The sequence below is a fragment of the Brevibacillus porteri genome (genome assembly GCF_003013475.1).
GTDB lineage: Bacteria > Bacillota > Bacilli > Brevibacillales > Brevibacillaceae > Brevibacillus > Brevibacillus porteri.
Genome location: NZ_PXZO01000048.1, coordinates 36,047 through 61,639 on the forward strand (window position 1 = coordinate 36,047; position 25,593 = coordinate 61,639).

The window sequence follows — 25,593 nt, forward strand, 5'->3', positions numbered from 1 at the left end:
CATCACGTCCTTCACAAGAGCATCCGATACGGCTCTTCCAAGTATTTTCTCAGTGTGTGCAAAAATTCGGCTGCCGGTGCTCCGTCCAGTACGCGATGATCGAACGTCAGGCTGAGCGGGAGAATGCTCCGCCGCTGTACTTCCTCACCGATGAAGACAGGCGTTTCCTGCACGGCCCCTACGCCGAGAATGCCTGCCTCCGGCGGATTCAGCACCGGCGTAAAGAAATCAATTCCGTATGCCCCAAGGTTCGTGATGGAGAAGGTAGACCCTTGCATCTCCTCCATGCCGAGCGTCCCTTCCCGCGCCTGTACAGCCAGCGCTTTGATCCGGCGGGAGAGGTCCAGCACCGATGTTGATTCCGCGTACCGAACGACCGGAACGACCAGCCCTTGTTCGAGCGCGACGGCTATTCCCAGGTGGACGTTCCCGTACCGATGAATCCGGTCATCGATATAGGCGCTGTTTACATGCTTGTGCCTTTGGAGAGCAAGAACCGTCGCCCTCGCAATGAGATCAGTCACGGTCAGCTTGATGTCGTGCTCTTTTTGCGTGACTTTGTTCATTTTCTTTTGCAAAGCGATCAAGTCCGTGACATCGGCCCGTGTGGTGATCGTAAGCTGGGCGCTTTCCTGCAAACTGGCCATCATCCGGGAAGCAATCACCTTCCGCATGCCCGTGACAGGCAATTGCTCCATCGTTTCCTCCACGGCAACAGCAGGTAGCCGATCATCCTCCGCTGCTACAGCCTGCTTCACCTCCCGTTCAGCAATCGCCTTTTCTACGTCTTCCTTTGTGATCCTGCCCACCGGTCCCGTGCCGATGAGAGATTCGACGGGGAGGCCTGCCGCCTCGGCCAACTTGCGCGCGACCGGGGAAATTTTCACTTCTTTCGCATTTTCCAGACTTGCCGCTATCGTGGCCGACTTCGCCGAAGCCACGGGCTCCTCCGGCTTTTTCTCGGGAGCAGCCGTCTCCAACGTCGCCGTTGCGGCCGTTTCCTCCGCGATTTGCTCGTTTGGATGACCGATATATCCAATGACCGTTCCAGGCGGCACACCCTCCCATTCCGAAACAACGATTTTCAACAAAACGCCGTTCGCCGGTGCTTCCAAGTCCGCCTCGATTTTTTCCGAACTGATGCTAGCGATCACTTCTCCTTTGGATACCAGATCGCCGATTTGTTTGTTCCAATGGGAAACCGTTCCCTCTTTCATCGCCATTCCCATCTTCGGCATGAGCACCTCGACTGCCATCGGTTTTCCCTCCGTTTTCTTCTATCTTTCTGAATCAGACGCTCAACAGCGATTTATCGCCAAGCAGTTCGGATACCACTTGAATCACCATTTGCGGCGTCGGTAAATACAGGTCCTCCAGTACAGGCGAAAACGGAACCGGGGTATGCGGTGCCGTAATCCGCTTGATCGGCGCATCCAGACTATCGAAGCCTTTATCCGCGACCAAGGCCGCGATGTCGGTCGCAATGCTGCAGCGTGGATTCGCCTCGTCGATGACAATCAGCCGATTCGTCTTTTGAACGGACCCCAAGATCGCATCCTCATCGAGCGGCGACAGGCTGCGCGGATCGACGACCTCCGTTTCAATTCCTTTCCTGGCGAGCTGCTCCGCCGCCTCCAAGGCTGTATGCACCTGTTTACCGACCGCGACGATCGTCAAATCCGAACCGGCACGCTTGATGTCCGCCTTGCCGATCGGAATTGTGTAATAACCGTCTGGCACCTCCCCTGTCATGTTGTATAGCGTCTTGTCCTCAAAGAAGATTACAGGGTCATTGTCCTCGATGGATGCCAGCAGCAGTCCTTTCGCGTCAGCAGGTGTGGACGGAACCACCACTTTAATGCCCGGAATGGCCGTGAACAGAGCATAAAGGCTTTGCGAATGCTGCGCCGCCGCCCGGAATCCAGCGCCGTGCGTCGTGCGGATCGTAACCGGCACCTGTGCTTTGCCCCCAAACATGTACCGGAACTTGGCCCCCTGATTCAGCACCTGGTCCAGGCAGCTCCCGATGAAATCGTTGAACATCAATTCTGCAATCGGGCGAAGACCAGTGGTCGCAGCAGCCATCGCCGCCCCGATATAGCCCGCTTCGGTAATCGGGGTATCCAGCACCCGTTCTCGGCCGAACTCCTGAACGAGGCCTTTCGTTACCCCGAGAACGCCTCCCCATGCTTCTTCATCCTGTAAATGGTCGACCTGTGCCCCGCCAGCTACGTCCTCGCCCATCAAAATCACGTTCTCGTCTCTGCGCATCGCGAGTTTCATCGCCTCGTTGATTGCCTGCGACATGGTCATTTTTTTAGTCATGTTCCTTTCCCCCTTTGCTATCATTTTTTCAGTACGATACGTATACGTCAGTCAACAGTTCGGACGGTTCCGGGTACGGACTGTTTTCCGAAAACGCGACTGCTTCCTCGACCGCTTTGTCAACAGCGGCTTCGATTTCATCTAGCTCGTCTACAGTAAACAGCTTTCCAGAGAGCAGATCATTCCGGAATTTTCTGATCGCGTCTATCTCCGACAGATGCGCCTTCTTCTCTTCTTCTTTTTTGTATTTCTGGGCGTCGCCCTCAAAGTGGCCGTAGTTGCGGTACGTCACGCACTCGATCAGAGTCGGTCCCTCTCCCCGACGGGCACGCTCGATTGCTTCCTGTGCTGCCTGATAAACGGCCAGCACATCCTTGCCATCCACTCGGATACCGGGAATGTTGTAGGCGATCGCACGGTCCGCAATGGTTTTGCAGCTGGAGGCGTACGAAAACGGCGTGGCTTCCCCATATCCGTTGTTCTCTGCTACGAACACGGCTGGCAGCTTCCAAATGGCTGCCAGGTTAATCCCTTCATGGAACGTACCCTGGTTGTTCGCTCCGTCTCCAAAGAAACATACGCTTACAGCGCCTGTCTGCTTGTACTTGGCTGTCAAAGCGGCTCCGCAAGCAAGCGGATAGCCTCCCCCGACAATACCGTTTGCCCCGAGCATTCCTTTGTCCAAATCCGCAATGTGCATGGAGCCTCCCTTTCCTTTGCAAAGTCCCGTGACTCTGCCGTAAATCTCCGCCATCATTCCATTCAGATCGCACCCCTTTGCGATGCAGTGTCCATGCCCTCGATGCGTGCTGGTAATGGTGTCGCTGTCGTCCAGGTGCGCGCAAAGCCCGACTGCAATGGCCTCCTCCCCCGCGTATAAATGGACGAAACCGGGGATTTTCCCTTGGCCGAACAGGTCGTGCACCTTGTCCTCGAACTTCCGGATCTCCAGCATTTTTTGGTACATCCAAGCTGCCTTTTCACGGGACAACGGAATTCCTTTGACTTGCTGATCCACTTTCGTCATTTGCGTGTCTCCTCCTCGAATATGTTTTATTGGGGTCCAGCCTTTGACACAAGGGATATCGCAAAAAGTATGCCAACCGTCGAAGCAGGTCACATTGCGTTTTTTTGTAACCGCTTTACTTTTGGCGGGGAACAAAAGTGGACACCTGTCTCGTTTTGTCTCCTTTTGTACAATGGCTCACCGCGTGCCTTTGGACGGACTGTGTCTTCCTTTTCAAGCGCTATCTGGATATCCCGTGGCGGAACGGAGTGCGGCAACGCAAAAAAACCTCCCGGCGTTATACCAGAAAGGCTTCATCTGCAAATCCTATTCTTTACCCGGAACAGCCTTATGCTGCTTTAATGCCTGTTGGTACTTGCCCATTTGGCGTTTAAAGACATCTTCCAGCATGTTGAAACAAGGGAGTATCTTGGTCTTGAATCAATTGTATAAGCGATAATTTATCTTTTGCAGTAAACTCAGACAAAAAACTGTAGCCGCCATGACACTGTCGTCTATCGGCGGATTTGCTTCCGTTGCGTCAGTCATACCCGGCAACCTCGAGCCCAGGGATAAACGGTGTGCTGTGTGCCTGCTAGTGCTTACCGTGGCTGCAACAAGCAAGCTGGCCGCGGTTGCAGATGTATTCCTGCTCGGTGTCTTCAGCTTCGGCATACTGCCTTGCCTGACCGTCTACGTCATGAATCAGGCCATGGGGGCTCCAAATCTGGTCACCACCCTAAACGTGTCCGCCCTGCACATCAGCAATGCAGCGGGTGCCTGGCTCGGCAGGCTTGTCATTGAAAGCCGGTTCGGCCTGCCCATGGTGCCGTTGTTTGCCTCGTTCGTGACGATGATCGGGATAATGTTGCTGTTAGGCAGCATGGCATTGGCTGGCAATCGACGGCAATGCTGGGGGCCAACCGGATGTCATCCAGTCGACCAATGATTTATGGTTCAACAATCAAGCTGTTGCCGGATTTCAACTCGGCTCCTACAGCGATGCGTTTCCTGCGAGAGTCGGCCAACGAGCGTTGGAGGCGCTGCACATGTTGGCCGAAGAGTACATCCGCTCTGACATTTACGGCATCTATCCCGCCGAAGAAGCGAATGAAGCGTTACGTTTACTCGAAACGGGCGCAACCAGGGGGAAACTGCTTCGGTATTCCCTGTTATCTTCCAATCTCTGCCCAAAAGATTTGCATAGTAGGAAGCCATACTTCCATGATTGTCATAAGCGTGTGTGAAGTACACCTGATTAGACGCATCATAGCCGATGATCTCAATGGTTTTGACTTCTTTATCCCCTATCAAACCATCTACATGGTGAATAAGGAAAAATCCCCCGGGTAGCCATTCGTATGTATCTATTGCTTTCAACTTCACGGCTGGCCCTGACGGACTTTCCGTAATCAGTCCTTCTGTCATCCATTTCCCTACAAAAACGTTCAGATGAGAAAGAGCCGGATCAGGCTTGAGCACCTCTTGTAAAGTATGATTGACATGTTCATTCGTCATTCGGAATTCCTTCTTATTGATTGCTATTTACCAACAAAAATCCCGCCCCTCATGATGGGAAGCGGGAGAACGTATGTGTTTACTTGAATGCCTTTCCTGTTACCGCATCCAACTTGAAGTATGACTTTGTGTCTATCGAATATGCTGGGACTGGCCGTGCTTGCACTTTCCTGTTTAGAACAGGGAACACATACCCCAGCTCTGTAGGATGGGCTTTCAAAAACAGTTTGGCAGCTGCTTCTTTGGAAATGGCTTTCTTTTTGTCCGGGAACGGAGCGGTCGGCTTCGTGAAGTAATCCATAAAGTTCACAATTTCCCCTGTCTGTCCGTCTACATTTACGAGGTATTCCTGGTCGGAGACGACAACGCCATCGTGCAGGGCGAAAAAACTGAAGCTGTACGCCGTGGCAGTAGGCATCGAGATTTTGCTTTGATCGATTTTCAGCTCTTTCACACTTGCGTCAAGGTAGGGCTGCAAAAACTGAACCGCTTTTTCCTTCGCCTCTTCATACGTTAGCTGGACATTTTCCGGATTGTTATGATGCTGTGTGGCCTTAGCTGCCTCGCCTTCTTTGCGGATTTGGAAGCCAGTCACGTCCTTGTTGTTCGTATAAACCAAGATCTTGTCAGTTCCTCCCTTAGACTTGAAAAGCGTCCCCTCTACTCCTTTCTTTTCCGGTAGGATCCGCTCATCCGTATCAAAGCTGATTCCCTCCATATTGAGCTGGAACTGTTCTGCTAATACTCGCTTCACGTCATCGGCATTTCGAGCTGAAAACCGCTTACCTCCAGACTTGACCGCAATAACTTCAGAGTAACGACTTGTATGCGAAGAGGCGCTTTCGACCTTTTCTCCTGTCACTGCATTCATATATCCACTCGATTTTAGCGAATACGTCAAAGCAGGCTTTCCTGTTGCCTTTTCATGCGCGGAATACGTAAGTTCCATAAACGACGCTACTTTCTCTGGGAGCTTAGCTTCCACCAACACTTTCCCCGGCTGGACAAACAACTCAGATGATGCTCGTAATGGCGCACCTTCCAACGTATCCACGTACATAACACCTTTACCGTTGACGCCGACGACATAACGATCGGTGAAAACAGGCAAACCATTTTCGTAGCGTGTATACGTTACCTGCCAATCATTCGATTCTTGACTGGCTCTGTATTTGTTGAAATCGTCGCCCAATAGCGCCTGTAAGAACGCGTCCGCATTTTGTTTGGCAACTGCTGCTGATGGCTTGTTCTTCTGCTTCGCCTCATATTCGTTTTCATACGTATGCAAAGCACCAGTCTCTGCATCAAGTAGCAGCCTAGCATACCGCTCCTTTTGATCTGTAGAATGAAAAAGCAACTCGTACACACCATTTTTCGGCGGGTTGATCATGAGGTCCATACTTTTCAAGTCCGGCTGTAGAGTGTAAATCGTTTGGAGTGTTTGTTCTGCTGCTGGCGGCAATCCCAGATTTGTCTCAGCTTGTGCAGTTAGCACTGGATGCTGGCCCCACATTGGGGTCGTTGCTAAAATACTTGCCGTCAGCATTGTTGTTACCAGTTTCTTAGTATAATTCATAATCTTTTCCTCCATAGTAATTTTTTATTTCCTCTATGTAATAGTCGAAAAATAACCACGGAGGTTACAAAATAGGGAGCATCTTCACCTGATACTCCCTCTCTTTTACTACTTGACTAACTTTCCTGATATCGCATCAAGCAAGAAATAAGCCCTCGTGTCTACAGAATAAACCGGAAGTGGTCTTAGCTGCAGGGTCTCCTTTTCTACAGGCAGTATGTAACCCAATTCAACAGGGTGACTCTGCAAAAATTGCTTAACTGCTTCTTCCCTCGATATGGCCGTATCCAAATCCGGGAAAGGTCCAATCGGCTTCATAAAATTGTCCATGAAATTCACAATCTGTCCTGTCTGCCCATCTACATTGACGAGGTAATTCTGGTCAGTGACGACTACGCCATCATGCAGGGCGAAAAAACTAAAGCTATACGCTGTTGAAGTAGGCATCATGATCTGACTCTCATCGATCTTCAGTTCTTTCACACTACTGTCCAAATAAGGCTCCAAAAACTGAACGGCTTTTTCCTTTGCCTCTTCATACGTAAGCTTTGCATTTGCAGGCTTGTTATCATGCTGTGTTGAACTAGCCGTCTCGATTTTCCCGCGAATCTGGAAGCCTGTTAGCTCCTTGTTATTCGTATAAACCATAATCTTTTCTGTTCCACCCGAGGACTTGTAGAGAGTCCCTTCCACACCTTTCTTGTCAGGCAGTATACGCTCATCTGCCTCAAAGCTAACCCCATTCATATCAATCCCGAACTCCTCTGCCATTACTTTCGCTACTTCATCCGCATCCCTAGCCGCCAGCTTTTTACCTCCTGGCTTGACAGAAATCACGTCAGAGTAACGGCTCGTATGTGAGGAGACACTCTCAACATCTTCTCCTGTCTCCGCATGAAAATACCCTGTCGTCTCAAGAGAATACGTTAACAACGGCTTACCTGTATCTTTCTCTAATGAATAGGTCAGCTCTATGAGGGATGCCACTTTTGCGATCACCTCTTCTTCGGACAAAAACGTGCCCGGTTTCGGAAATGCCTCTGACGATACAGGGGGTTGTGCACCTTCAGGTGTATTTACATATGTGACTCCCTTACTGTTGACACCAACGTAATAGCGGTCCAAAAATACCGGCAGCCCATTTTCATAGCGAGTGTACGCAACGCTACTCCAATCATTATTGGCATTCTGACTTACTTGGTATTGCTTGAATTCGTCTCCCAACAGCGCTTGTAAAAAGGCAGCAGACATTTGCTTCGCTTCTTCTTCTGTAGGCGAAGGGGCTTCCTCATTCATCGCTTTCTCATTTTCGTAGTTACTGATTTTCCCCGTGGCTGCCACCATCTCGACAGATACGTACCGCTGCTCCTTTCCTTGCTCCTTTTGATAAAAGACAATTTCATAGACGCCATCTTCTTTTCCGATGACTTTGGGTTCCATCGTCTTTAGCTCCGGAACGAGATTGAACAGCTTTTCCAAGGTTTGCTTTACGGCAGGTGATACTTCCGCCAGCTTTAGCTGCTGACCCTTCAACACGAGAGGTGCTTCTGGCTTCGTCGTCATGATGGATTCCGGATGGGTAATCAGCCGGGTAAAAATCGGCGCCAGGAAAAAGACCGCTAGCAGCACCGCTGCGGATAATCCCAGTCGAATGGTCGTGCGTCGCATTTTGCTTCTGCTTCGATGCTGTTGCTCGACCTCGACCAGCTTTCTTTCCAATGTGTGCAAAAACTCGCTGCGGGGGACTGCATCCGGTCTGTTTCGAAATTCCTGTAACACTTCTTCATCGCTAGGAAATTTCATTCACACCAGCCCCCTTTTCATAGATGTGTAACGCCACTTCTTTTACCATCTTCATCGCACGGTGAAAGTCTACCTTGACCTTCGCCTCTGTGCAGCCGAGAATTTCTGCTGTTTCCTTCACCGTATACTCTCTAATTCCCCGCAATACAATGACGTTTCGGTACTTGGGCTTCAGTTGTAGCAGCGCTTTTTCAAAATGAGTACGTTCCTCTTTATCCTGCAGCTCTTTTTCTGGCAAACCCTCTGTGCTGGGCAACAGCTTTAGCAAGGTCCCGGCAAAAATCGTTTGCAGCCGTTTCTTTCTGTATTCATCGATGGCGACATGCTTGGCAATATGTAAAATCCAAGTGCGCATACTCGAGCGCTCCTCAAACCTGTGCAAAGATTTAATGACGCGCACAAACACTTCTTGGGTCAAATCCTCTGCGGCTTCCCGACTTCCAATAAAATGATAGAGATACTGATAGACTTCTTTGGAATACATCCTGTATATCCCTGATATGTCTTGCTGACCTCGATCTTCTCGAGCATCCAAGGCTTCTTCCTCCTCTTCTCGCGACAGGACATGATGGAATCCCGCTTCTCATGATAGGAAGCGGGATCGAATACGATTATTTGAATGACTTTCCTGTTACCGCATCAAGCAAGAAGTAAGAAACCGTGTCGATGGAATAAACCAGACTTGGCCTTGCTTGCACCTTCTCATTCTGAACAGGGAACATGTACCCGAGCATAGCAGGACGGTCTTTCAAAAACTGTTTGGCGGCTGCTTCTTTGGAAATGGCGGTCTTTTTGTCCGGGAACGGAGCAGATGGCTTCGTAAAGGAGTTCATGTAATTCACGATTTCCCCAGTCTGTCCGTCTACGTTGACGAGGTAATTCTGATCCGTAACAATCACGCCGTCATGCAGCGCGTAGAAGCTGAAGCTGTATGACGTTGCAAATGGCATCCTGATCTCTTTTTGATCGATCTTCAGCTCTTTCACACTAGCGTCGAGGTACGGCTGTAAAAACTGCACCGCTTTTTCCTTGGCTTGCTCGTACGAAAGCTGGGCATTTGCCGGTTTGTTGCCATGCTGTATGGCATTGGCCATCTCGGCTTTTCCGCGGACCTGGAAGCCGGTCACTTCGTTGTTGTTCGTATAGACCGTGATTCTGCCGTCTTTACCCTTGGATCTGTAAATTGTTTCCCCTTCTCCTTTCATTTCCGCTGGGGTATGTGTATCCGTCTCTAACGTGATTCCATCCATCTGAATTTGAAATTCTTCTGTCATCACTCTCATCGCTTCATCGGCATTGCTAGCTGTAAGCTTTTTGCCGCCTGGCTTGACCGCTATGACATCCGAGTAACGGCTTTTAAGGGAAAAGGCACTCTCGATTTCTTCTCCTGTCACAGCATCCAAGTATCCGGTCGACTCCAGCGAGTATTTCAAAGCCGGCTTTCCTGTCTCCTTTTTATGCGCGGAATACGTAAGCTCCATGAGCGAAGCGACTTTCCCCGTCACTTCGTCTTTGGACATTACCTTTCCTGGCTTGGCAAACAAGGAGGAGGCTGCTCGGAGTGGAGCGCCTTCAAACGTGTTCACGTACGTGACACTCGAACTGTTGACGCCAACGACATAACGATCGGTGAACACAGGTACACCATGCTCATGGCGCGTATAGGTAACAGCATCCCATTCGCCCTTTGTTGTCTGAGTGGCTTTGTACTTTTTGAAATCGTTGCCCAAGAGCTTTTGCAAAAATGCCGCAGATTTTTGTTTGGCAACCGCTTCCGATGGCTGATTGTTTTGCTTTTGCATTTCCTGATCATTTTCGTAGCTATGCATAGCACCAGTCGTTGCATCCAGGCCCACCATGGCATATAGCTCCATCTTGCCTGAGGCAATTTCTTTATCAAAGCGCAGCTCGTATACACCGTTTTTCGGTCCGTTCATCTTTTTGTCCATATTTTTCAATTCAGGCTGGATGGTGTAGAGCGTTTGGAGTGTTTTTTCTGCTGCTGGTGAGAGCTTTACTTCCTGCCCTTGATTGTCCGCAGCTTGTACGGTCATCGTCGGGTGTTGTAGCCATACCGGGGTTGTCGCCAACAGGCTTGCCATTAGTAACGTGCTTGCCAATTTCTTTGTATGTTTCACAGTTGTTCCCTCCCAAGGAATTTTGTGTTTGTTTTTTTGTCCTATGTAATAGTCGGAAAAACCACCGGGAGGTTACAAAATAAAAAAACCACCCTTTCAGGTGGCGATTTTCATGACCCGTGAGCAGTAGATAGCGACTCTTCTGGTACCTCTGTTTGAAAATGTTCTCCCCATTCTCGCAAATACTCAATGACAGGTCCCAAGCCTTTCCCTAGCTCGGTCAATTCGTACTCTACTTTTGGCGGAACGACCGGATACACTTCACGCTTTACGATTCCTGCTTCCTCCAGCTCCCGCAATTGTTCTGCCAGCATTTTATGATTCACACCGATTATATTTTTCTTTAATTCCCCGTACCTTTTTTTCCCTTTGAACAGCTGACAAATGATTGATACCTTCCATCGTCCCGCAAAAACCGAGACAGCAAGCTCGATCGGGCAAGGATATTCCTTGCCATTTAATAGGTACCTCATCGCTGGTTTCTTCTTCATCCCACTCACTTCCCTTTTCGTAAGTATTAACCGAAAAAGTGCGTACTTACTTTTCTTTAGTGTATTCGGTATGCTCAATTTTGTAAAACACTTTTAAAGGAGGGACCCTCATCGAGGTAAGCGCCCATTTTCTATCAACGGTTTCATAAACTTATTCGAAAGTAGGATGACATTATGCGTAAAGATCAAATCATAGAAGCCTATCAATTCAGACACGCCTGCAAAGAGTTTGATGCAGCTAAAAAAATTACGAATGAAGACTTTGATTTTATTATGGAGACGGCTCGTCTGTCCCCCAGCTCCTTTGGCTTTGAACCATGGAGCTTCCTCGTGCTGCAAGATCCAGCTCTTAGAGAAAAGCTGCTACCCGTCACATGGGGTGCGCAAAAACAACTGCCGACCGCAAGCCATTTCGTCATCGTACTGGCGCGGACCAAACAAGAAATGGCCGCTGATTCCGAATATATCCAGCATATGATGAAAGACACGCAGGACTTGCCGGAAAGCATCGTACAGCAAAAAGGCGCTGCTTACGATCACTTCCTGAAAAATGATTTCGCCCTGTTTGACGACGAGCGAGTCATGTTCGAATGGGCATCCAGACAGACCTACATCGCGCTTGGCAATATGATGACGTCTGCTGCCATGATCGGCATTGATTCCTGCCCTATTGAAGGCTTTGCAAAAGAGAAGGTCGAGGATATCCTCGCGGCGGAGGGACTCCTCGACAGAGAACGCTTCGGCGTCGCTTGCATGGTGGCTTTTGGCTACCGGAAAAATGAACCCCGTGCGAAAACCAGACAAACGAAGGAAGAGATTATTCGTTTTATCGGGTAAAACCAGTTATTGGCTCCACGTAAAAAAGCATTCGAATTCCGAATGCTTTTTGTCGTTTACTTACTCATCCGTATACTTAAAGCCTACGATACGACCTGCTTCATCCACGGAGATCGTGATTCCCTTGCCTTTGGCTGGACGGAACGTCACCTCTGCTGTCACAAACCCATAGACGTAGTCTTCAAAAATGGCACGGCCACCGCCCTGCTCGACCTTTGCCTCTACTTTATACTGGCTTGCTTGATCGCCCACCAGCTGTTTCAAGAAAGCGGCTGCCTTCTCTTTTGCCACCTTCTCGGCAGGGAGCTTTTTCGACACCCACTCTGGATTTTGGATCATTACTTTACTCAATTCGTTTGTACGGGTATCCATGATAACGAAAGCTTCTGCACGAGGAGTCGGACTGTACACTCTTTTTTGCGCTTCAAACATTTTCAGGAGTTGCCAGTTACCTTCGATGCCATAGTTATCATAATCGGAAAACTTTGCAGTGTCTGGGAAAAGCTTCGTCACCTCGGCTACTACCTTTTCCACCTCAGGGGAAAACTTGCGCTGCTCCACACCCGCTGGAATGCTCACTTCGAATGTTTTCTCATCGAATACAGGTTGGAAATCCACCTTGTCTACGGTATACGAAAACGCTTGCGCTTGATTGTGGGAGAAGGTGCGTTTGAGCAGCAGCCCTGTTTCTTTATCGATCCACAGGTCATCCTGGTAATGGTGAAGCTTGCCATCGATTTTCGCGTCTTCTTTTTTGACGACGTGATACACGGCTCGATTCAACAGTTGTGCTTCCTTCACGGTGATCGCCACCTTCGAATCTGGCAACGCCACTTTCAAGCGCTGTAGCTCTCGCTTCGTCTTGTTGATTTCATTATCGTATGTGCCTATCGTTGCGGAGTGGACAAACCCGCTGCCGCCTTCTTGATACGCCGCCACCTGCCCTGCCTTCCCTGCGGCATGCTGAACCCTTTTCCCGTCTGAGATTTCCTCTCTCCATTCTCCTTTGATCGTGTTATCCCATGTTTTTGCCTTTTGGGTCTCGGTGCCCTGCTTCCCTTTCGATGTGTGCGTGGATTCGATGAACATGGAGATAGGCTGTTTTTTGTCCATTTCTTTGACGAGCTGATCAAAAGTGATCGCTTGCACTTTATTCGCAGCGATTACCATGTTCGTTTGCGCTTGTGCGCTCCCCAATGGGGATACCGCTGAGAGAAGGAGTGCTGCCATGCTAGCGGTAACAAGTGCTTGCTTTTTCATGTCGGTTCATCCTTTCGACTCGTTGATTGCTGTTCACTTGTTACGATCCTCGTCATGCACAGCTTGTGACACAAACCCCTAAAAAATATGTTTTTCAAATTTCTGTCACGTTTTTCTCCCCGGCAGGATCATCCCTTTTAGCAAATCGCTAGTATACATAGGGAGAACAATTCACATGAAATTTCAAATGGTCAACCACGCTTCATTTCTATGGGAACACGATTCCATCAAATTATTGACCGATCCTTGGCTTACGGGAACTGCCTTTGATAACGGCTGGGGCTTGTTAGCCAAGACCCGCTTCACCTCTGAGGATTTTGCCGAGATTACGCATATATGGTTTTCTCATGAGCATCCGGATCATTTTCATCCACAGAGCCTGCGAACCATACCCGAGGAGTATCGCAAGCGAATCACAATCCTCTACCAGCAGTCAGCCGATAAAAAAGTAATCGAATGGTGCCGTGCTTTTGGCTTTCAGCAAGTCATTGAGCTCTCCCCGGACGAATGGTACTCCTTGTCCGACGATGTCTCTGTCTTGTGTCGGCCGTTTCCTGTCGGCGACTCCTGGCTGTGCATCAAGACAGCTGACATGACGATCCTGAACCTGAACGATTGCGAGGTCAGCACCACACAGGAAGCCAAGGATATCCTAAACCATGTCGGTGACATCGATCTGTTATGGACGCAATTCTCGTATGCAGGCTGGGCGGGGAACAAGGAAGACTTCCTACTCCGAAAAAAACGAGCCATGGAAAAGCTCGCCCGGGTGAGAAAACAGGTGGAAGTCCTTCAGCCTCTCTACGTGGTTCCCTTCGCCAGCTTCGCCTGGTTTTGTCACGACGAAAACTATTACATGAACGATGCAATCAATAAAGTAGACAGTGTGTACCGCCTCCTACAGGAAGAAACGGATGCCGAACCGATTATTTTGTATCCCGGCGATACGTGGACGCCACATAAAGCTCATGATCCTGCAAAGGCGCTCGCTCTCTACGCACGCGACTATGAGAAGATGGCTTCCTCTCCTACTCTTCTTCCTTCTGTCAAAATCGACTGGAACAAGCTTTTTGAGGCTGGCTTGGACTTCAAGGAACAGATTCGGAAAAATAATCATTCGCTGTTTCTCTCTATCGTTAGGCCCGTTACCTTTTATTTGTCAGACTATCAAAAGACATTTCGCTTTTCCCTAGCAGATGGGTTGATCGAATCCCCATGCGATCCACTCGATTGTGATGTGGAACTGTCATCTGAGGCCCTGCATTATTGCTTCACCCATTTGTGGGGATGGAGTACACTGCGCATCAATGGCAGACTACAAGCACCAAAAGGTCGGAAAGCCCGTTTCAAGCGCTTTATCATGCTCGGGCATGTTGCACAGTTGAACAATTTCGGTATTTATATGGGTTGGAACTGGACGTTTGTCCGTTTTGCGGTAAATTATTTGGGAGAGAAGATTCGCAACCGCTATATTGCGACACACAATATATGAAAATAGGAAAATACACCCATTTTACCGTTTTCTAAATGGGTGCATTTAGCCCTAGTCACCTTGAGTGTGTAAGAGAGAAGGATTGTTGTTTGAATTTTCGAAATTAACCTCTCGTATTTCCAGTATTATACACCCCATGATAGAATCGAAAAGGAAATTCCGTACATTTCCAATTATGTATAAAAAGGTGGATCTATTCAGATGAAAAAACTAGTATCCGTAGCTTTGCTGCTCTCTATGTTGGCTATCACTGCTTGTTCGAACAAGCCAGCTGATACAAAGCCAGCTGAGCAAAATGCAGCACAAACAACAGAAGCTACTAAAACAACAGAAGCTGCTAAAACAACTGAAGCGCCAAAAACAGATTCTGCTGCACAAGCGCCAACTGCAACAACAAACGACAAGCTGGAAGCGAAAAAGGTTCTGAACGACAAAGTAGAAATCTTGATTCCAAAAGGCTTTACTGTCATGTCTGAAGAGATGGCGAAAGTAAAATACCCAATGGACAATCGCCCTTCCTTGATTTATACCGATGAAAAAGGCACCATTAACATCGCGTTTAGTCATACGGAAACCCCTGTTCTAGAGGACAGCCTCATCAAAGACATGAAAGACCCGATGAAAAAAGCGTTTTCCAATTTGTACAAAGATGCAACCTGGTATCGCGATGAAGTAATCGAAATCAACGGGAAAAACGTTGGTGTGTTTGAACTGCTGACACCTGGCGCTGATACGAAAATTTACAACCTCATTTTCTTTACAGAGCTCGATGGCAAAATGCTGATGACCACTTTCAATTGCACCGAAGCACAAATGGAAGAGTGGAAGCCGCTTGCGCAAGAAATTTTGATGTCTTATAAAGTGCAATAAGGAAACAACGATCCCCCCCTCGTAGAGTAAAAGCACCCTCCCATGGGTGCTTTTTTAGTTTTTTCTTTTTGCTGCATCCAACTCTTTCTTCCGACGAAGCAAAGCCTCCCGAGAAGGATACGGATTGGGAAACTGCAATGCTCGCTCGATGGATTGAAAAGCTTGAGCATGCATCCCTGCTTTTCTTTGCGCGTCACCCAGGTAGTACCAATACCTCGCCGAATCGCTCTCTTCAAGAACAGACTCATAGTAGGTAACCATCTTCTGAAAATAATAGGGATAGACATCGTCTGCGATTACCAGATTTCCTGCGTCCCACCTATACACCTCTACTTGAAACGCTTTTCCGCTATCATGTAGCCACAGCGCAAGCTCAGCGTTGCCATCCGTTCCATTAAACCCCGGCATGTCTTCCACCTCAACCCTGCTTGCTCGTGTCTCCTGATGGAGCATATGCATAAATCCATTCGCCGTCCACTGTAAAATATCTATATTCGACCATACCCCGCCTATTTGCCACCCAATCAATAAGCTATTCATTTGAGCATCGACAATAGGAGCAGCCAATAAATCGGAAACCGTATAACCTTGTCCTTTGAAATTGCCGATTGGATGCCAGCGATTCTCATCCTGCTTGGCAATCATGACGTACATTTCTCCTTGATTGCGATAAACACAGGCTATTTCCTGATGATTATCTCCATCGAGATCAGCGATGATAACGGCTGGTTGATCGTGCGGCTTTGGCATGACTACTAGTTCTGCCGTAGGAGGTAACAAGCTCTTTATGATGCTCCAATGCTGCGTTCCGATTCGCTTCATATTAGTCTCACCCATCTTTCCAGTCTCATCAAAATATATGCTACTTTTTTCACCACATGCTCTCAGTATCCACGATTGCACTCGCTCACAAATAAAAATAGACATTTCGTTTAATTGTCTATTATAATCAAAACAACAATTACGGATGTTTGATTTTTTTGAAGGAGGCCTATCATGAACCAGTTTGAAAACAAAGTAGCCGTTATTACTGGAGCCGCCAGCGGTATTGGTCGCGCATTGGCAATGCGCTGTGCTGAGGAGCAGATGAAGGTAGTTCTTACCGATGTAGAAGTAGCGGCGCTCCAACGAGTAGAGCAGGAGTTAAAGGCAACAGGAGCAACTGTCCTCGCGGTTGTAACGGACGTTAGCAAAGAAAAAGATATCCAGAAGCTTGCACAGAAAACGCTAGACTCGTTCGGTGCTGTCCATCTATTGTTCAACAATGCAGGGGTTGGGGCAGGCTCGACAAGCTGGCAAAGCACCCTCGCTGATTGGCAATGGGTCATGAATGTGAACTTGTGGGGAGCCATTCACGCTACACAAATTTTCGTACCCATGATGTTAAAACAAGGGACTGAATGCCACATCGTGAACACCGCCTCTCTCGCTGGCCTTGAGTCCGGACCAGGGAATAGCATTTATCGTGTAAGTAAGCATGCGCTAGTCAGTCTGTCGGAAACCCTCTACCACGAATTGAAAATGATCCAAGCCAAAATCGGTGTTTCCGTTTTATGCCCCGGCTTTGTTCAGACGCAAATATGTGACGCCCATCGCAATCGTCCAGCCGAGTACAGCAAACCAGGAGATATCGTGGAGCCCTCACCAATGACCACCGCCATCGACCAGTTCATTCGTTCAGGTGTCGAGCAAGGAATTTCTCCGAAAGAAGTAGCTGATCACACCTTCCTGGCGATCAAGAGCAATCGCTTTTACATTTTGCCAGATCCCTCGTATAAAGAGACTGTGCGTCAGCGAATGGAAGATATTTTGAACCAGCATAACCCGACATTCGTGATTCCCTCGCATATTTAACTCCCAACGAAAAATGCGATTCAAACCAAAAAGCCACGCTCTCAAAGGAACGTGGCTTTTGTTTTACCTATTACCTATTCTGTTAATTCTCGATCTCGTAAAGAAACCAAAATCAAGAATCCAATCATCACCTCTGTAATGTTAAACGCTACCTGCTGACCATTCCATACTTGTGATTGCCACATGGCGAACCACTCTGCGCCTACAATTGCAAATCCGAAAAACCAGATACAAAAAGCAACCATGTAAGCGATGTATGCGAATGTTTTAGAGTTATTGAACGTTTTTGCATCCTTCTTTACATTCCGCAGCATATTTCCTGTAGCGATCCAACCAAAAACTGAGAACAATCCTTCCGCAATGATGATTCCGATATAAGCTATGGTGTGAGCAGTAGGATCAGTAATCGCTCGCCACATAAGTGCGTTACCCTCAAACGTGGTATCCATGGACAGAACATGTTGAACAAATTGATAATTGGAATGGTAGTCCATAAGATTCCCTAAGAAAATGGACGTCCCAAATGCTGCGGATAGTGCTACAACTAAAACCTTTAAATACCGTAACGTCAAATTACTCAATGCCAATCACGCCTCTTTTCCCTCGCTTTGTGTCTTTACTCATTCTCGATTGGATTGACACACCCTTTCTCTTTGCAAGAAAAATCTATCTATTTTCATCACGAGTATTCATCACCACCAGATGGAAACCTAATCATACTCATTCGGAAATGAAACCATCCAATTCATCATTTTTTTACCCATCCATGTTCAACAGTTTGGAACGGTTTTGTCACATGTATTTTTCTTAACAATGTTATGATGAAATGGATTCCCCCCATATAACAAACAATGAATATGTGCAAGGTTGTGATTATCATTTGGAAGCCTGATCGGTCGAGCAGTCAAACACTATACCACCAAATAGCCGATGAGATTGAACGCAGAATTTCATATGGAGAGTTCCCCCCTGGGAGCCTGCTCCCTTCTGAGAGAAAATTGGCTGAGCAATTAGGGGTAAACCGAAGCACTGTTATTTTAGCGTACGAGGAACTTCGGGCATTAGGCATCATCGAGAGCAGAACAGGAAGCGGTACTCGTGTGAGTAAAAATAAATGGGAGGCAACTCCGAAGCATACACCGAACTGGCATCGATATGTAGAAGGTGGTCAATTCCTCCCGAATTTGTCTTATCTGCGGCGGATCAGAGAGGCCTTGCAAAAAGACAGCAGCCTCATCGATTTTGCGAGTGGAGAATTGTCTTCCCAGCTCTCACCAGGCACGGAAATCAGTACCCTGATGAAGGAAAACCCCTTCACCGAATATTTGGGATACGACAATCCACAAGGCTTTACGCCTTTGCGTGAAGAGCTGGTCTCGTATTTGTCACGATATCGGAATGTGCAGACAACCGACTCTTCCATTCTCATCACGTCGGGTTCTCAACAATCTCTGTATTTGATCACACAATGTCTGCTTGCACCCGGCGATGCAGTTGCCATCGAAGATCCCTCTTATTGTTACTCGTTGCCTATGTTTCAATCTGCTGGCCTTCGTCTGTTCCGCCTTCCTGTCAGCAATAACGGTATCGATCCAGAAGATATTCGAGCCTTGTATAAAAAACATCGGATCAAGATGATCTTTATCAATCCTACTTTTCAAAACCCGACAGGGGTTTGTCTTGATCCCACTCGGCGCACGCAGCTGTTGGATGTAGCAAGCGAACTCGGTCTTCCGATTGTCGAGGACGATCCTTTCAGTTTGACTTCCTATGACGGCAAGCCTCCCCTGCCACTCAAATCATTGGATCAGCTTGGCTCCGTTGTCTACATTGGTTCCTTTTCCAAAATTGCTGCATCCGGTTTACGAGTCGGTTGGATGGTAGCACCTCATTCCGTTGTCGAACGTTTGGCAGATGCCCGCCAACAGATGGATTTTGGCCTGAGCGTGGTGCCACAAAAAATCGCTGCCCAGTTTTTGCATTCCGATAACTTCTTGCCACATTTAGAGCGATTACGTATGCATCTACAGTACAGAAGAGATTTGCTTGTGGAGGCACTGCAAAAAGAGCTGCCCAATGAGCTGTCTTTCACCGTTCCCCAAGGCGGATTACATTTGTGGTGTAAAATTAACCCGGATGTGAACGACAACCAATTATTTGAAGAAGCCCTTCGCAGAGGCGTCGTTTTTGTGCCAGGCAGTGTGTATGGTTCAGACTCCGGCTACATTCGCTTTACCTTTGCACGACCAAAAGAAGAGGAAATTACGCTTGGTGTCACTAAATTTGCGGCTGCTTTGAAGGCTATTTTGACCTAAAAGATGCTGGTCCGCCAACGATTGTGGTCGGGGGAAGCCCTGCCACATGTTTTCCAGTCGCCTGTATCCTCTCTACGTTCGGGCGGTCTCCTTCCAAACATATGACAGGAACTTTCGTACAGCTTTTGTTTATTTCAAACTTTAAAACAGATTTGCAGGTTAGAGCATGGAAGCTTCGGTTCACGATTTTACTACTTGCATTGACCTGCAAGTATTGCTAAAGCTTCTTCCCCCACTACAGCAACTACAAAATAGACCTCCACCGCTTTTATCAAGCACTGGAGGTCTTCTGCATTTTAAAAACGGACTTATTTCATCCACTTCACATTCTCTTTTTTCTCTTCATTCACCAACAACGTAAAAACATCCGGTCGCGAGTAATGTCCAACGACATCAAAATCGAATTGGCTATAAGCGATATCGCGAATGTCCAGATCAGCGTAGAGAATCTCCTCCCGACCAAAAACAGGCTCGACGATATAGTCACCCAAGGGCCCCACAATCGCACTTCCACCTCTGCTCATCTCGTCTGGCGAAGAGGCAAGATCGTCGTAGCAGGCCAAATCAGTTGGATACATATCTTTTGTTACGTACTGATTGCTCGATAAGACGAAGCATCTGCCTTCCAATGCGATATGGCGGATGGTAGCTTGCCATGCATCCCTCGCATCAGCTGTAGGTGCGATATAGATTTGAACGCCTTTTGCATACATCGCTGCTCGCGCTAACGGCATATAATTCTCCCAACAAATCAGGGCCCCGATCTTACCGTAAGGAGTATCGAATACCGGCAAAGTACTTCCGTCCCCTTCGCCCCAAATCAACCGTTCGGATGCAGTCGGCTTCAGCTTGCGATGCACGCCGAGCAACTCACCATCAGGACCAAAAAATAAGACGGAACAATATAAGGTGCCGCCGCTATTTTCATTGTCTCTTTCGATCACACCAATGACGAGATACACGCCAGCTTTGCGTGCTGCCTCCCCGAGCTTGTCTGTCTCTTCACTCGGGACGACAATCGAATTGTCCCAATAACGAAACCAGTCTTTACGCCCCTCAGGGGAACGACTGCCTACTTTTGTCCCAAAAGTAAGGCCTCTCGGATACGCAGGGATAAAAGCTTCGGGAAAAACAACGATTTTCGCTCCTTTTTCGCCTGCTTCCAATGTCAGTGAAACCGCCCTTTCCGTACTTCCATCACGATCCATTATGACCGAAGCAGCTTGAACAACTGCTACTCGTACGTTATGTTGCTGAATTGACATGTTACATCCCCTCCCAAATAGAGAATCTGTCTTACTTTCCTATTATTCGGCGTACCCGACTGGCTCCCCTACTCCTGCAACGCTTTCATATCCTCGATAATTTGATTGTAAGGCACGTCCGTCATTCCTTCATAACGGTTAACCACTGTTCCCTTTTGATCGACCAAGTATAAAAACGTGTCGTGGATGATTTGATCGGAATTAGGGTCCTTTTCTATTGGAGTCTTAAATGACTTGAGAATAAACGTTTTGATCTCATCAAATCCATAGCCAGTCAATGCATGCCAATTGGAGAAGTCAGCATTGAATTTACCCAGATATGACTTCAATGCCTCTGGCGTATCTCTTTCTGGATCAACCGAGAAGGAAACAAACTGCACATCAACGCCAGCTTCTTTTGCTTTTTTCTGCAATTCAGCCATGTTTGCTGTCATCGTAGGACAAACGGTTCCACAATAAGTAAAGACAAAGTTAGCAACCCATACCTTATTTTCCAGGTCTTTCGATGAAAAAGGCTTCCCTTTCTGGTCCGTATAAGCAAATTCATTAACCGGATAGTTGTAATCATATCTTGCTGGACCACACGCAGTTACCAAAACCATCAGGATACTGAGCATGATCAACCAAGCTGTTTTTTTCATTGTACCGCTCCTCTCCTATTCCTTTTTCTCAGAGAGCCACTTCGCTAACTGGCCGACTTCTTCGGCGCTGAGTACATTTTCATAACCAGGCATGCCATTTGCGCCGACCGTAATTATTTCAACGAGTTTTTCCTCCGTCATTTTCGAGCCAACTTGCTGCAAGCCTGGACCCACCCTACCGGATAAATCGTTACCGTGACAGCTCATGCAATTATTTTTGTATAGCTTCATCGCACTTTTATCTGCATCTGCAACTTCTGCTTGTTCTTCTGTTGCACCACTGCCGCATGCAGTTACGAGCAAGAACAGAGAACCGATCATTAGATACTTGATAGCTTTCATGGAACTCCCTACCCTTCCTACGGGAATGACTATCCCTTACAAAAAGGGACGGCCTGTCGTATCCACTACCATGCACACAAACACAATCATCAAATAATGAATCGAGATGAAAAAATTCGTCTTCGCCCATTTTTCCGTATTCTCCGACACAATCCCAATAATCGTATGCCCCATCCATACCATTCCGAATAGGAAGGAAACAGCGAAAAAGATAATCCCTACGTAACCCAACACATACATAATCGTTACCGTTGGCAATAGCAAAACCACGTACGGAATCATTTGCAGCTTGGTCCGCTTGATCCCCTTCATTACCGGGAGGAGAGGAAATCCAGCTGCTGTATACTCATCTACACGTCTAATGGCAAGCGACCAGAAATGAGCAGGCTGCCACAAGAAGAGCAAAGCGAACAAAAGCCACGCTCCTGCGTCAATCTCATTCGTATAGGCACAATACCCCATCACAGGCGGCATTGCCCCGGACACTCCACCAATGGACGTGCTCCAAGTGGACGTTCTTTTGAGCCACATCGTGTAAACGACTACGTATACGATCATCCCGAATAATCCGAGCCAACCTACTAGCGCATTGACTTTATAAAATAGCACCAGCTCTCCTACAAGACCGAGAACCAGGGCGTACAGCAGTACGCCCCCAGGTTTCAGTCGTCCAGTAGCAAGTGGCCGGTCTTTCGTACGGGTCATTTTTTGGTCAAGCTGCCAGTCCCAAATGTTATTTAACACGCAGGACGAAGCCATTGTGAGTGTGGTACCAATCATCAGCCATAACAAAAGCATCCAATCCGGCTCCCACTTACTCGCTACCCAATACCCGCCGAATGCCGCTACCAGATTGAGTTGAAGAATTCGGGGCTTGGTGAGCTGTATCCAATCTGCTAGCATCTCCAACCCCCCGACAAAATGTTGGTCATTATAGAGCGACCATGTTGTACATCATGATCCAAATCGAACCGATCACGATGAGGAATACGATAAACAGCCCGAGTAAGAGCGACATCAAGTTGTAGCGTGGTTTATCCTCTTCTTTCAGATGCATGAAGAAGAATAACTGGACAATAAACTGGAACAGAGCCGCTACTAAATAGATGATGAGTCTCTTATCACTATCCAACCAACCGTTCTCTAGGGCTAGAATGGGAATGATAGTGAGTACAAGCGACAAGGCGAAACCGATCACATACGATTTCAGGGAACCATGACCGCCGTGTTGTTCTGTCGTGCCATGCACAGATTGCTTGCTCAATTAATTCACCCCCATCACATACACGATGGTGAAGACGAAAATCCAAACAACATCAAGGAAATGCCAGAACAAGCTGATGATGTTTACTTTTCGCTTGGTCACTGGTGTAATACCGCGCTTCGCGATTTGCATAATCAGGATGATCATCCATCCTAATCCGAGAGCCACGTGCAATCCATGCGTTCCTACCAATGTGTAAAAGGCGGTCCAGAAAGCACTCGTGCTAATCGTTGCCCCTTCGCTTACGAGGTGCATGAACTCGTTGATTTCCAGGAACAAGAAGGATGCTCCCAAAAATACGGTAACTCCCAGCCAGTTCATCAATGCAAGACGATTGCCTTTATTCATCGCGAGAATGGCAAGACCGCTCGTAAAGCTACTGGTCAGCAAAATAAACGTACTCGCGTAAATACCATTCATTTGAAACAAATCTTTTGGACCTGGTCCACCATCCGTATTTCCTTGCAGTACGATATACGTCGCAAACAAGGTAGCGAATAAGATAACATCCGTCATGAGGTAGATCCAAAAGGCAAACGTGCGCAACTCCTCTTGGTCTGGATGATGATCATGATGTCCAGCATTCACATTAGCCATTACGTAATCACCCTCCCTGCTTCAGCCTCTGTACGTTTAATCTCTTCCACCGTAACGTAATAGTCCGTGTCGTAGTTAAACGAGTGAACAACCATACACGCAAGTACCCCGATAAACCCTGGTACAGCCATCCATAACCAGTCAAAAATCAAACCGAATCCGACAAAGAACCAGAACATGGACATCACGATTGGAATACCGGAGTTTTTCGGCATATGAATCGGTTCCAGCTCTACTTTCGCCGGCTTTTCCAAGCCTTGCTCGATGCGCAGCTTTCTTTCATGCCAATCATCTTGAGACGTTACCTGTGGCATTACGGCAAAGTTATAGAACGGAGCTGGAGAAGGAATCGACCACTCCAATGTGCGAGCATTCCATGGATCTCCTGTTGTATCTCTCTTCATGTTCTTGAGGCTGTGTGCAATGTCCCAAATTTGGACAAGGAAGGCAACACCCATGATTACGGCACCGATCGTCGATACCAGGTTCATTTCGAACCAGCCTTTGTCCCAGCCGTACGAATAAAGACGACGCGTCATTCCCATCAAGCCCAGCGCGTATTGCGGCATGAAGCATAGATAGAACCCGATGTTCCACAGCCAGAAAGCCCAACGGCCAATACGCTCATTCAGCTTGAAGCCGAAAATCTTCGGCCACCAGTAATACAAGCCCGCGAAGAATCCAAACACGACACCCGCAATAATTACCTGGTGGAAGTGGGCAACGAGGAAGTAGCTATTGTGATACTGGAAGTCAGCAGGTGCCACGGATAGAAGTACACCCGTCATCCCACCGATGACAAAGTTCGGGATAATCCCGACCGTCCACAGCATCGGCGTTTCAAACGTAATTTTTCCTCGGAACATCGTAAACAACCAGTTAAACACTTTCACACCCGTCGGAATCGCAATCAGCATCGTCGTGACCGCGAAGAACGCATTGACGTCGGCACCGGAGCCCATTGTGAAGAAATGGTGCGCCCATACGAGGAACGACAGAACGCTAATGATGATCATGGCAAACACCATGGATTTGTAACCAAACAGCTTTTTCCGAGAGAACGTCGCCACGATCTCGGAGAAAATCCCGAACGCTGGCAGAACGATAATGTAAACTTCCGGGTGACCCCACATCCAAATCAAGTTGATGTACATCATCGGGTTACCGCCGCCATCCAAAGTAAAGAAATGCCCACCCAAATAGCGGTCGATAAACAGCAGTGCCAATGTAACAGTCAAGATTGGGAATGCGAAAACGATTGCGATACAACTCGACAAAACTGACCAGGAAAACATCGGCATTTTCATCAACGTCATACCAGGAGCACGCACTTTCAAAATCGTCACAATAAAGTTAATCCCGGTCATCAAACTACCTATACCCGAGATCTGAATTCCCCAAATGTAGAAATCCTGACCTGGTCCCGGGTTAAAGGCTAACTCCGAATACGGCGGATAAGCCAGCCATCCTGCATCCGGGGAACCCCCAATGACGAAGGACAAGTTAAACAGCATCGCCCCTGAGAAAAACAGCCAGAAGCTGAGCGCATTCAAAAACGGAAAGGCTACGTCACGTGCACCGAGTTGCAGCGGCACGATGACATTGAACAAGCCAAACATGAGGGGCATCGCCATAAACAGAATCATAATGACGCCATGCGTCGTAAAAATCTGGTTGTAGTGATCCCCACTCAAAAACTGCATATCAGGCATAGCGAGCTGAGCCCGCATCAGGAGAGCATCTACCCCTCCTCGAAACAGCATGAGAACGGAAGCGAGAATGTACATGATACCGATCTTCTTGTGATCGACAGTTGTCAGCCATTCGCGCCAGAGCCATCCCCATTTTTTAAAGTAAGTCAGCACCGATACGATTGCGATGATACTAAGCACAATGCTGACGTCCGCACCGTAAATAAGTGGATCGCCTGTTACGAAAAATTCAGAGGCGAATTCTTTCACACTCTCCCACATCGTTGTCTCTCTCCTCCCTCTTTCAA

The 25,593-nt window shown here is 47.9% G+C and carries 25 protein-coding genes and 1 pseudogene; 7 read left to right on the forward strand and 19 right to left on the reverse strand.

Annotation, left to right across the window (positions count from 1 at the left end):
• Nucleotides 1-11 precede the first annotated feature (11 nt).
• From C7R92_RS23090 to C7R92_RS23100, 3 genes are read right to left on the reverse strand one after another with little or no spacing between them, the layout of a single operon-like run.
• Nucleotides 12-1,256 carry a dihydrolipoamide acetyltransferase family protein gene (locus C7R92_RS23090; protein WP_106835782.1) on the reverse strand — a complete coding sequence of 415 codons (1,245 nt, stop codon included), beginning with the start codon at nucleotides 1,254-1,256 and terminating at the stop codon, nucleotides 12-14.
• A 34-nt stretch (nucleotides 1,257-1,290) separates the two neighbouring features.
• Nucleotides 1,291-2,325, reverse strand: coding sequence for an alpha-ketoacid dehydrogenase subunit beta (locus C7R92_RS23095; protein ID WP_106835783.1), 1,035 nt, complete (start codon nucleotides 2,323-2,325; stop codon nucleotides 1,291-1,293).
• 28 nt (nucleotides 2,326-2,353) lie between these two features.
• On the reverse strand, nucleotides 2,354-3,352 hold the full coding sequence (locus C7R92_RS23100) for a thiamine pyrophosphate-dependent dehydrogenase E1 component subunit alpha (protein WP_106835784.1): 999 nt from the start codon (nucleotides 3,350-3,352) through the stop codon (nucleotides 2,354-2,356).
• Nucleotides 3,353-3,938: 586 nt separating this feature from the next.
• On the opposite strand from C7R92_RS23100, the gene C7R92_RS23105 reads away from it, so the two are divergent.
• Nucleotides 3,939-4,280: an MFS transporter gene (locus C7R92_RS23105; protein ID WP_146147624.1), complete on the forward strand. Its 342-nt coding sequence runs from the start codon at nucleotides 3,939-3,941 to the stop codon at nucleotides 4,278-4,280.
• Entirely contained in the window at nucleotides 4,264-4,578 is a 315-nt protein-coding gene (locus tag C7R92_RS33420; RefSeq protein ID WP_412678999.1) for a zinc-binding dehydrogenase, read from the forward strand. Before C7R92_RS23105 ends, C7R92_RS33420 begins: the two co-directional genes overlap by 17 nt.
• Here the strand turns inward: C7R92_RS33420 and C7R92_RS33425 are convergent.
• The 6 genes and pseudogenes from C7R92_RS33425 to C7R92_RS23140 all read right to left on the reverse strand — a co-directional run.
• A pseudogene (locus C7R92_RS33425) lies at nucleotides 4,553-4,849 on the reverse strand (DUF1579 family protein); the annotation flags it as partial. The gene C7R92_RS33420 and the pseudogene C7R92_RS33425 overlap by 26 nt on opposite strands.
• 79 nt (nucleotides 4,850-4,928) lie before the next feature.
• Nucleotides 4,929-6,425 carry a YcdB/YcdC domain-containing protein gene (locus tag C7R92_RS23120; protein ID WP_106835786.1) on the reverse strand — a complete coding sequence of 499 codons (1,497 nt, stop codon included), beginning with the start codon at nucleotides 6,423-6,425 and terminating at the stop codon, nucleotides 4,929-4,931.
• Nucleotides 6,426-6,533: 108 nt separating this feature from the next.
• Nucleotides 6,534-8,228: a YcdB/YcdC domain-containing protein gene (locus C7R92_RS23125; RefSeq protein ID WP_106835787.1), complete on the reverse strand. Its 1,695-nt coding sequence runs from the start codon at nucleotides 8,226-8,228 to the stop codon at nucleotides 6,534-6,536.
• Nucleotides 8,215-8,763: an RNA polymerase sigma factor gene (locus tag C7R92_RS23130; protein WP_106835788.1), complete on the reverse strand. Its 549-nt coding sequence runs from the start codon at nucleotides 8,761-8,763 to the stop codon at nucleotides 8,215-8,217. The genes C7R92_RS23125 and C7R92_RS23130 overlap by 14 nt, the downstream gene beginning before the upstream one ends.
• 76 nt (nucleotides 8,764-8,839) lie before the next feature.
• Nucleotides 8,840-10,366 carry a YcdB/YcdC domain-containing protein gene (locus C7R92_RS23135; protein WP_106835789.1) on the reverse strand — a complete coding sequence of 509 codons (1,527 nt, stop codon included), beginning with the start codon at nucleotides 10,364-10,366 and terminating at the stop codon, nucleotides 8,840-8,842.
• 110 nt (nucleotides 10,367-10,476) lie between these two features.
• Nucleotides 10,477-10,857: a winged helix-turn-helix transcriptional regulator gene (locus C7R92_RS23140; protein WP_106835790.1), complete on the reverse strand. Its 381-nt coding sequence runs from the start codon at nucleotides 10,855-10,857 to the stop codon at nucleotides 10,477-10,479.
• A gap of 174 nt (nucleotides 10,858-11,031) precedes the next feature.
• Between C7R92_RS23140 and C7R92_RS23145 the strand changes: the two genes are divergently transcribed.
• The gene (locus C7R92_RS23145) at nucleotides 11,032-11,694 is read left to right on the forward strand and encodes an NAD(P)H-dependent oxidoreductase (protein WP_106835791.1); all 663 of its coding nucleotides are present in this window, start codon (nucleotides 11,032-11,034) and stop codon (nucleotides 11,692-11,694) included.
• Nucleotides 11,695-11,754: 60 nt separating this feature from the next.
• Here the strand turns inward: C7R92_RS23145 and C7R92_RS23150 are convergent, their stop codons facing one another.
• On the reverse strand, nucleotides 11,755-12,954 hold the full coding sequence (locus C7R92_RS23150) for a hypothetical protein (protein ID WP_106835792.1): 1,200 nt from the start codon (nucleotides 12,952-12,954) through the stop codon (nucleotides 11,755-11,757).
• 175 nt (nucleotides 12,955-13,129) lie between these two features.
• Here C7R92_RS23150 and C7R92_RS23155 point away from each other — a divergent pair, with 175 nt between their 5' ends.
• Together C7R92_RS23155 and C7R92_RS23160 are read left to right on the forward strand one after the other, a co-directional pair.
• A complete protein-coding gene (locus tag C7R92_RS23155) occupies nucleotides 13,130-14,446 on the forward strand; it encodes an MBL fold metallo-hydrolase (protein WP_106835793.1) in 1,317 nt (438 codons plus the stop codon).
• A gap of 201 nt (nucleotides 14,447-14,647) precedes the next feature.
• Nucleotides 14,648-15,316 (forward strand): hypothetical protein, encoded by a 669-nt coding sequence (locus tag C7R92_RS23160; RefSeq protein ID WP_106835794.1) that lies wholly within the window; start codon nucleotides 14,648-14,650, stop codon nucleotides 15,314-15,316.
• 54 nt (nucleotides 15,317-15,370) lie between these two features.
• On the opposite strand, the gene C7R92_RS23165 is transcribed toward C7R92_RS23160, so the two are convergent.
• Complete coding sequence (locus tag C7R92_RS23165) at nucleotides 15,371-16,153, reverse strand: tetratricopeptide repeat protein (protein WP_106835795.1); 783 nt, start codon at nucleotides 16,151-16,153, stop codon at nucleotides 15,371-15,373.
• Nucleotides 16,154-16,312: 159 nt separating this feature from the next.
• Between C7R92_RS23165 and C7R92_RS23170 the strand changes: the two genes are divergently transcribed.
• Nucleotides 16,313-17,170 carry an SDR family NAD(P)-dependent oxidoreductase gene (locus tag C7R92_RS23170; RefSeq protein ID WP_106835796.1) on the forward strand — a complete coding sequence of 286 codons (858 nt, stop codon included), beginning with the start codon at nucleotides 16,313-16,315 and terminating at the stop codon, nucleotides 17,168-17,170.
• A 74-nt stretch (nucleotides 17,171-17,244) separates the two neighbouring features.
• On the opposite strand, the gene C7R92_RS23175 is transcribed toward C7R92_RS23170, so the two are convergent.
• Nucleotides 17,245-17,757 carry a DUF2165 family protein gene (locus C7R92_RS23175; RefSeq protein WP_244195802.1) on the reverse strand — a complete coding sequence of 171 codons (513 nt, stop codon included), beginning with the start codon at nucleotides 17,755-17,757 and terminating at the stop codon, nucleotides 17,245-17,247.
• 264 nt (nucleotides 17,758-18,021) lie between these two features.
• On the opposite strand from C7R92_RS23175, the gene pdxR reads away from it, so the two are divergent.
• The gene (gene pdxR, locus C7R92_RS23180; RefSeq protein WP_069851672.1) at nucleotides 18,022-19,485 is read left to right on the forward strand and encodes a MocR-like pyridoxine biosynthesis transcription factor PdxR; all 1,464 of its coding nucleotides are present in this window, start codon (nucleotides 18,022-18,024) and stop codon (nucleotides 19,483-19,485) included.
• A gap of 308 nt (nucleotides 19,486-19,793) precedes the next feature.
• On the opposite strand, the gene C7R92_RS23185 is transcribed toward pdxR, so the two are convergent.
• The 7 genes from C7R92_RS23185 to C7R92_RS23215 form a co-directional block, all read right to left on the reverse strand.
• Nucleotides 19,794-20,750, reverse strand: coding sequence for a carbon-nitrogen hydrolase family protein (locus C7R92_RS23185; RefSeq protein WP_106835797.1), 957 nt, complete (start codon nucleotides 20,748-20,750; stop codon nucleotides 19,794-19,796).
• Between the two features lie 68 nt (nucleotides 20,751-20,818).
• Nucleotides 20,819-21,391: an SCO family protein gene (locus C7R92_RS23190; protein WP_106835798.1), complete on the reverse strand. Its 573-nt coding sequence runs from the start codon at nucleotides 21,389-21,391 to the stop codon at nucleotides 20,819-20,821.
• A gap of 15 nt (nucleotides 21,392-21,406) precedes the next feature.
• On the reverse strand, nucleotides 21,407-21,733 hold the full coding sequence (locus tag C7R92_RS23195; protein ID WP_106835799.1) for a c-type cytochrome: 327 nt from the start codon (nucleotides 21,731-21,733) through the stop codon (nucleotides 21,407-21,409).
• 36 nt (nucleotides 21,734-21,769) lie between these two features.
• The gene (cyoE, locus tag C7R92_RS23200; RefSeq protein WP_069851662.1) at nucleotides 21,770-22,636 is read right to left on the reverse strand and encodes a heme o synthase; all 867 of its coding nucleotides are present in this window, start codon (nucleotides 22,634-22,636) and stop codon (nucleotides 21,770-21,772) included.
• Between the two features lie 28 nt (nucleotides 22,637-22,664).
• Entirely contained in the window at nucleotides 22,665-22,997 is a 333-nt protein-coding gene (cyoD, locus tag C7R92_RS23205; RefSeq protein ID WP_106835800.1) for a cytochrome o ubiquinol oxidase subunit IV, read from the reverse strand.
• Nucleotides 22,998-23,594, reverse strand: coding sequence for a cytochrome o ubiquinol oxidase subunit III (gene cyoC, locus C7R92_RS23210; protein ID WP_069851660.1), 597 nt, complete (start codon nucleotides 23,592-23,594; stop codon nucleotides 22,998-23,000).
• Complete coding sequence (locus C7R92_RS23215) at nucleotides 23,594-25,567, reverse strand: cbb3-type cytochrome c oxidase subunit I (protein WP_106835801.1); 1,974 nt, start codon at nucleotides 25,565-25,567, stop codon at nucleotides 23,594-23,596. The genes cyoC and C7R92_RS23215 overlap by 1 nt, the downstream gene beginning before the upstream one ends.
• Between the last annotated feature and the right edge of the window lie 26 nt (nucleotides 25,568-25,593).

What these genes read in the sequence shown, in the direction of transcription:
- C7R92_RS23090 (WP_106835782.1), bottom strand. Translation starts at nt 1,256, where the DNA reads ATGGCAGTCGAGGTGCTCATGCCGAAGATGGGAATGGCGATGAAAGAG.
- C7R92_RS23095 (WP_106835783.1), bottom strand. Translation starts at nt 2,325, where the DNA reads ATGACTAAAAAAATGACCATGTCGCAGGCAATCAACGAGGCGATGAAA.
- C7R92_RS23100 (WP_106835784.1), bottom strand. Translation starts at nt 3,352, where the DNA reads ATGACGAAAGTGGATCAGCAAGTCAAAGGAATTCCGTTGTCCCGTGAA.
- C7R92_RS23120 (WP_106835786.1), bottom strand. Translation starts at nt 6,425, where the DNA reads ATGAATTATACTAAGAAACTGGTAACAACAATGCTGACGGCAAGTATT.
- C7R92_RS23125 (WP_106835787.1), bottom strand. Translation starts at nt 8,228, where the DNA reads ATGAAATTTCCTAGCGATGAAGAAGTGTTACAGGAATTTCGAAACAGA.
- C7R92_RS23140 (WP_106835790.1), bottom strand. Translation starts at nt 10,857, where the DNA reads ATGAAGAAGAAACCAGCGATGAGGTACCTATTAAATGGCAAGGAATAT.
- C7R92_RS23145 (WP_106835791.1), top strand. Translation starts at nt 11,032, where the DNA reads ATGCGTAAAGATCAAATCATAGAAGCCTATCAATTCAGACACGCCTGC.
- C7R92_RS23150 (WP_106835792.1), bottom strand. Translation starts at nt 12,954, where the DNA reads ATGAAAAAGCAAGCACTTGTTACCGCTAGCATGGCAGCACTCCTTCTC.
- C7R92_RS23155 (WP_106835793.1), top strand. Translation starts at nt 13,130, where the DNA reads ATGAAATTTCAAATGGTCAACCACGCTTCATTTCTATGGGAACACGAT.
- C7R92_RS23160 (WP_106835794.1), top strand. Translation starts at nt 14,648, where the DNA reads ATGAAAAAACTAGTATCCGTAGCTTTGCTGCTCTCTATGTTGGCTATC.
- C7R92_RS23165 (WP_106835795.1), bottom strand. Translation starts at nt 16,153, where the DNA reads ATGGGTGAGACTAATATGAAGCGAATCGGAACGCAGCATTGGAGCATC.
- C7R92_RS23170 (WP_106835796.1), top strand. Translation starts at nt 16,313, where the DNA reads ATGAACCAGTTTGAAAACAAAGTAGCCGTTATTACTGGAGCCGCCAGC.
- pdxR (WP_069851672.1), top strand. Translation starts at nt 18,022, where the DNA reads ATGAATATGTGCAAGGTTGTGATTATCATTTGGAAGCCTGATCGGTCG.
- C7R92_RS23185 (WP_106835797.1), bottom strand. Translation starts at nt 20,750, where the DNA reads ATGTCAATTCAGCAACATAACGTACGAGTAGCAGTTGTTCAAGCTGCT.
- C7R92_RS23190 (WP_106835798.1), bottom strand. Translation starts at nt 21,391, where the DNA reads ATGAAAAAAACAGCTTGGTTGATCATGCTCAGTATCCTGATGGTTTTG.
- C7R92_RS23195 (WP_106835799.1), bottom strand. Translation starts at nt 21,733, where the DNA reads ATGAAAGCTATCAAGTATCTAATGATCGGTTCTCTGTTCTTGCTCGTA.
- cyoE (WP_069851662.1), bottom strand. Translation starts at nt 22,636, where the DNA reads ATGCTAGCAGATTGGATACAGCTCACCAAGCCCCGAATTCTTCAACTC.
- cyoC (WP_069851660.1), bottom strand. Translation starts at nt 23,594, where the DNA reads ATGGCTAATGTGAATGCTGGACATCATGATCATCATCCAGACCAAGAG.
- C7R92_RS23215 (WP_106835801.1), bottom strand. Translation starts at nt 25,567, where the DNA reads ATGTGGGAGAGTGTGAAAGAATTCGCCTCTGAATTTTTCGTAACAGGC.